Annotated in this window: 7 protein-coding genes; all 7 read right to left on the bottom strand. The window is 69.2% G+C overall.

Translation table 11 applies throughout. The features are described from left to right. Window positions 1-108: 108 nt before the first annotated feature. The 7 genes from VF167_02455 to VF167_02485 all read right to left on the bottom strand — a co-directional run bounded on the left by VF167_02455 (window position 109) and on the right by VF167_02485 (window position 4004). Window positions 109-321 (bottom strand): hypothetical protein, encoded by a 213-nt coding sequence (locus tag VF167_02455; protein ID HEX6924258.1) that lies wholly within the window; start codon window positions 319-321, stop codon window positions 109-111. Then, the gene (locus VF167_02460) at window positions 318-764 is read right to left on the bottom strand and encodes a hypothetical protein (protein ID HEX6924259.1); all 447 of its coding nucleotides are present in this window, start codon (window positions 762-764) and stop codon (window positions 318-320) included. Before VF167_02460 ends, VF167_02455 begins: the two co-directional genes overlap by 4 nt. Further along, the gene (locus tag VF167_02465) at window positions 761-1243 is read right to left on the bottom strand and encodes an XF1762 family protein (GenBank protein HEX6924260.1); all 483 of its coding nucleotides are present in this window, start codon (window positions 1241-1243) and stop codon (window positions 761-763) included. Before VF167_02465 ends, VF167_02460 begins: the two co-directional genes overlap by 4 nt. Next, window positions 1240-1452 (bottom strand): hypothetical protein, encoded by a 213-nt coding sequence (locus VF167_02470; GenBank protein ID HEX6924261.1) that lies wholly within the window; start codon window positions 1450-1452, stop codon window positions 1240-1242. The genes VF167_02465 and VF167_02470 overlap by 4 nt, the downstream gene beginning before the upstream one ends. Then, window positions 1449-2126, bottom strand: coding sequence for a DNA methyltransferase (locus VF167_02475; protein HEX6924262.1), 678 nt, complete (start codon window positions 2124-2126; stop codon window positions 1449-1451). The genes VF167_02470 and VF167_02475 overlap by 4 nt, the downstream gene beginning before the upstream one ends. 316 nt (window positions 2127-2442) lie before the next feature. After that, complete coding sequence (locus VF167_02480) at window positions 2443-3651, bottom strand: tyrosine-type recombinase/integrase (GenBank protein ID HEX6924263.1); 1209 nt, start codon at window positions 3649-3651, stop codon at window positions 2443-2445. Further along, window positions 3648-4004 carry a hypothetical protein gene (locus tag VF167_02485; GenBank protein ID HEX6924264.1) on the bottom strand — a complete coding sequence of 119 codons (357 nt, stop codon included), beginning with the start codon at window positions 4002-4004 and terminating at the stop codon, window positions 3648-3650. The genes VF167_02480 and VF167_02485 overlap by 4 nt, the downstream gene beginning before the upstream one ends. Between the last annotated feature and the right edge of the window lie 119 nt (window positions 4005-4123).

The raw sequence follows: 4123 nt of genomic DNA on the forward strand, positions 1-4123 counted from the left end.
CACAGACCTCGTGCTGGTCCAGTGGCCGGCGATGGATGCTCACGCCCCTGGCCTCGTTCCAGGTGCGCCGCCGGCCGGGTGTGGGGTCGCTCCCTGCGCTCCGTCGGCTCATCGCGTGGTCCTCGGGGTGTAGAGCGAGCGGCAGGAGGCGCAGTATTGCCGGGTGATGCGCCTGCCCGTGAGCCGCAGGGCGCTCCCGACCGCGGGTTTCGTGCAGAGGGGCGTGCCACACTGGCCGTGGGGCAGATGCTGGCCATCGCGCACCTCCCAGACGCCGCTGGCCTTGCGTTCGCGGGAGAACCGTGGGGTCTGCATCGTCATACCGCCACCTCCTGTGGCACCGGCGCTTGCTGAATCAGTGCGGCATCCTCCGTGGGATCGGCGAGCAACACGAGTTGGTGCGGGTCCGGCTCGGGCGGCGGTGGGTCCGTGCCGTCGTCGCGGTCGTCGCGCAACTGCCGCCACGGACAGTCATCGGGATACGACCACGCGCTCCGCTCGCCGTACTTCGCGGCGACGTCGGGGTCGCGTCCCCAACCGAACACCCGCGCCAATTCGGGCGTCACCATTCCCAGAAACCCGGCGTCGGGCAGCGCGCAGTCGTCCTCGTGGTACACATCGGCCGTCCAGAAGCGGCAGCGGTGACAGTTGCGGTCGGCCCAGATGTCCCACTCGCTGCCGTTGCTGAACGTGTGAATCCCGGCGTGATCGGTCTGCGTGAGCAGGTTGCGCTCCGTCGCTTCGGCCAGAGTCGGCGGTTTCATGGCGTCGGCTCCGGGGAGGGAGAGGCGTCAGGCAACAATTCCCACCGCTGCCGGGGTTCGATTCGGTGCTTGTGTGTGCGCTCGCGGTTCGGTCGCTCCCACGTGTGCGTCGCTGGCGGCGTCGCGGGCTGCAGCCCCAAGGCGCGGAGACTCGCGCCGCTCTCCCGCGCGAGCGTGTACGTGACACACCGCGCGTAGCCCATCGCCTGCGCGATGCGGCGACAACGCTGATAGAGCCACGAACACACGTCGTCGCTCCCATCGGTGGCCAGCCGCGTCACTTCGCACGTCCGGCCATTGTCGAGCAACCGAGCGACGGGCCGTCCGATGATGGCCACACCGCACAGATCCACGGCTCCCGGACGCTGCGCACCGATGGCACAGATACCACCGTGCGTCGGCCGGGCGTGCCGATGCCAGCGCGCCACGTAGCGGTTGGCCTCCCGAATCGTGATGGGCACGAGCTGCAACCGGCTCATGGCGTCGGCTCCGGGGAGGGAGACAGCGGGGGTGTGTCAGGCGGAGCGGCATTATACGCATCGAAGCTCCGCAGCGCGGTGGCGATTTGGAGGTCGTTGAACATCTTCGGCGACAGGTGCACGCGCACCTTCCCCGTGGGCTTGAGCTTCGCTTTCCGTGTCGGCCCCCAGGTCGAGCGACGCAAGGGAGTGGAGCGGGACAGGGTCATGCGACACCCCCGAGATTCAACACTTCCTGTCGGCAACGCTCGGCGGCGATCTCGCAATACCGCTCCTCGATCTCGATGCCGATGGCGCGACGGCCCGCGTCCTTCGCCGCCTTCAGCGTCGTCCCGCTGCCTGCGAAGGGATCTACGATCGTCTCGCTCTCGCGCGAGGCGCGGCCCACAATCCACGACATGACGCGCAGTGGCTTCGGGCAGGGGTGGCCGTTCTGCTCTGATGGGCCCACGAACGTCCAGCTATTGGGACGAGAGCCGCGACCATCGGCCAAGTACGGGTCCGCGCCATAGTACAGGAGCGGAATGAGGCCACTAAAGCCCCATCGGGTGCGGGCTGCACCCGATGGGAGATAAATGCAGCCGATGTCGGAAGCGCGAAGGAACGTGAGCGTGAGGTTGCCACGCGGGTCAGCCAGTCCCTTTCGGAGTCCGGCGACGCTGAACGCCTGACAGGGGGTGCCTCCGACCACAACGTCGGGTGCGAGTGCGGGCCACGCGGCATGGCGGGTCATGTCCCCCAGGTTGGGCACGTCGGGGTAGTGGTGCGTCAGGACCGCGCACGGGAACGCCTCGATTTCGGAGAACGCGAGTGCGCGCCATCCAAGCGGTCGCCACGCCACGGTCGCGGCTTCGATGCCCGAACACACGCTCAGGTATCTCATCGCGCCCCCTCATCCCGCCCGCTGGCCCCACCCACCGGGCGGGAGCGGAACGCAACGGGCGAGAGGTACAGTTTAGGAACACTTTCGGGGGCGGATTTCGCTGTTTCGCCCCCGCCGATGTCACCGCTGGCGCGCGCTTCTCCTAGGGGAATGCGCCGAAACTGCGCACGAGCCGCACGTTTGACAAAGAAGCGGTCGTCGGTTCGATCCCGACCGCTGGCTCTCGGTAACCCGTTGCTACACCGCATGATGCGACCCGCTGTCCCGCCATGTTTCGCGCCGAGGTACATTCTGGGAACACTTTCGGGTGTGCGCCTCATTCCTCCTCCCCCTCGAGCGCCGCGGCCGCAGTCACGATCCGCTCCACCTGCCGCCGGTCGTAGTGCTTGAGCATCTTCGGGTCGCGGTCGCCCACGTACTCGAGCCCCAACATCAGATTCCCGGTGCGGCGACCCACGTCGCCCACCACCTTGCGCCGGAAGCCGTGGAACGCCCGGTAGTCCCGGTGCCGGACCTTCGCCCGGGCCTCGAGGGCGCGCAGCATCGTGTGCATGCTCGAGTAGCTCACCGGCTGCCCCTTCCGGTTCTGCGCGAACAGGACCCAGTCTGAGCCCGCGAGCGCGGCCGGCCGACTCTCCGCCTTCCGGTCGCGGCGCACGCGCCCCAGCGCGGCGTTCAGGCGCCAGTAGCGGGCCGTCTCGAGCGCCGCCACCATGTCCCACAGGAGCGGTCGCGTGAGCGCCACGCCCTGCTTCTGCCACTCCTTGGGCCAGGTCACCGTGCCGGCGTCGGGGTTGATGTCCCGCCAGCGGAGATGCTGCACCGCGTTCATGCGCTGGCCCGTGCTGTGGCAGATCAGGAGCAGGACCGCGAGCCGCCAGCGGCGGGGATGCTGCGGCTCGAGCTTGGCCAGCAGCTTCCGCCAGTCGGCGGCCGTGTACTCCTCAGGCTCGAGCACCTTCGCGTCCCGGGGCTGCTTCCAGCGGTAGACGGCGAACACGCTCCCCGCCAGCAGCTCCCGCGACTGGCCCCACTTGTAGACCGTCCGCGCCACGTTCACGACCTGCCGGATCTGGTTGATGACGATGCCGGCTTTGGTCGCGGCGGTGATGAACTGGTCGATGTCCAACGCCTTGAGCCGACCGGCCTCGGCATCCCTCCCGATGTACTCCTCCCATTTCCGCCAGCGGTCGCGGTAGCTCACCTGCGACTTGTGGCGCAGGTTGGCCCATGCGGGCGAACTCACGTAGGCGTGCCAGAGGGCGCGCGTACTGATCGGCGCTGGCCGCCCCTGCTCCCGGCGGGCCTGTTCCCGCTCGTCGCGAAAGGTCTCCGCCCAGGCGACCGCTTCCTCGCGCCCCTGCCGGTCGTGCGGGAACACGCGCTTGCGCGGCACGCCATCAATGTCCCGGTACAGCACTTCGACGCGAGCCCGCTTCGTGTCCACGAGCACGCGCACCCGGTCGCCCCGGCGGCCGCCGGTATAGAGGGTCGTGCGGGCCTTCCGTGGCCGGGGCGTGGTCACGCGGCGTCCTCCCCTCGAGCGGCACGCCGCGCGTCGGCCCGCAGCTTGGCCAGGTCAGTCCGGTGGGGCACGATGAGCGCCCGGTACTCCCGCGCCCGGCGGTTCCGCGGGCTCCAGCGCGCGAGCCCCTGCCGTTGCCACGCGCCGAATCGGTTGCGCAGGTAGGCGACGCCCTTGCCGCTCCGCAGCATCGCTTCCTGTTCCGAGAGCCAGGAGCGGTATTCCTCGGTGGCGTCGTCCACGTCGTTGCACAGACGCTCGAGCGCGTCCGCAATGGCGCCTTGCCCGTGCTTGCGCAGGACGGCGGCCTCTTCGCGGGCGTCGGCGAGTACCTGTTCCAGCGGTCGGGTCACGCGCCTTTTATCTCCCCTCGGCGATAGCATTGCGTGGTCCCTTGGGTTTCCGGGTGTCCGCGAGCGGGAGTTCGCCGTCCTCCTGTGCCGCGAGTTCCTGGTCCTCCCGCAACCGCGCG

It is taken from the genome of Longimicrobiaceae bacterium (genome assembly GCA_036375715.1).
In the GTDB taxonomy this organism is placed as follows: Bacteria; Gemmatimonadota; Gemmatimonadetes; order Longimicrobiales; family Longimicrobiaceae; genus DASVBS01.

What these genes read in the sequence shown, in the direction of transcription:
- VF167_02455 (HEX6924258.1), bottom strand. Translation starts at nt 321, where the DNA reads ATGACGATGCAGACCCCACGGTTCTCCCGCGAACGCAAGGCCAGCGGC.
- VF167_02460 (HEX6924259.1), bottom strand. Translation starts at nt 764, where the DNA reads ATGAAACCGCCGACTCTGGCCGAAGCGACGGAGCGCAACCTGCTCACG.
- VF167_02465 (HEX6924260.1), bottom strand. Translation starts at nt 1,243, where the DNA reads ATGAGCCGGTTGCAGCTCGTGCCCATCACGATTCGGGAGGCCAACCGC.
- VF167_02470 (HEX6924261.1), bottom strand. Translation starts at nt 1,452, where the DNA reads ATGACCCTGTCCCGCTCCACTCCCTTGCGTCGCTCGACCTGGGGGCCG.
- VF167_02475 (HEX6924262.1), bottom strand. Translation starts at nt 2,126, where the DNA reads ATGAGATACCTGAGCGTGTGTTCGGGCATCGAAGCCGCGACCGTGGCG.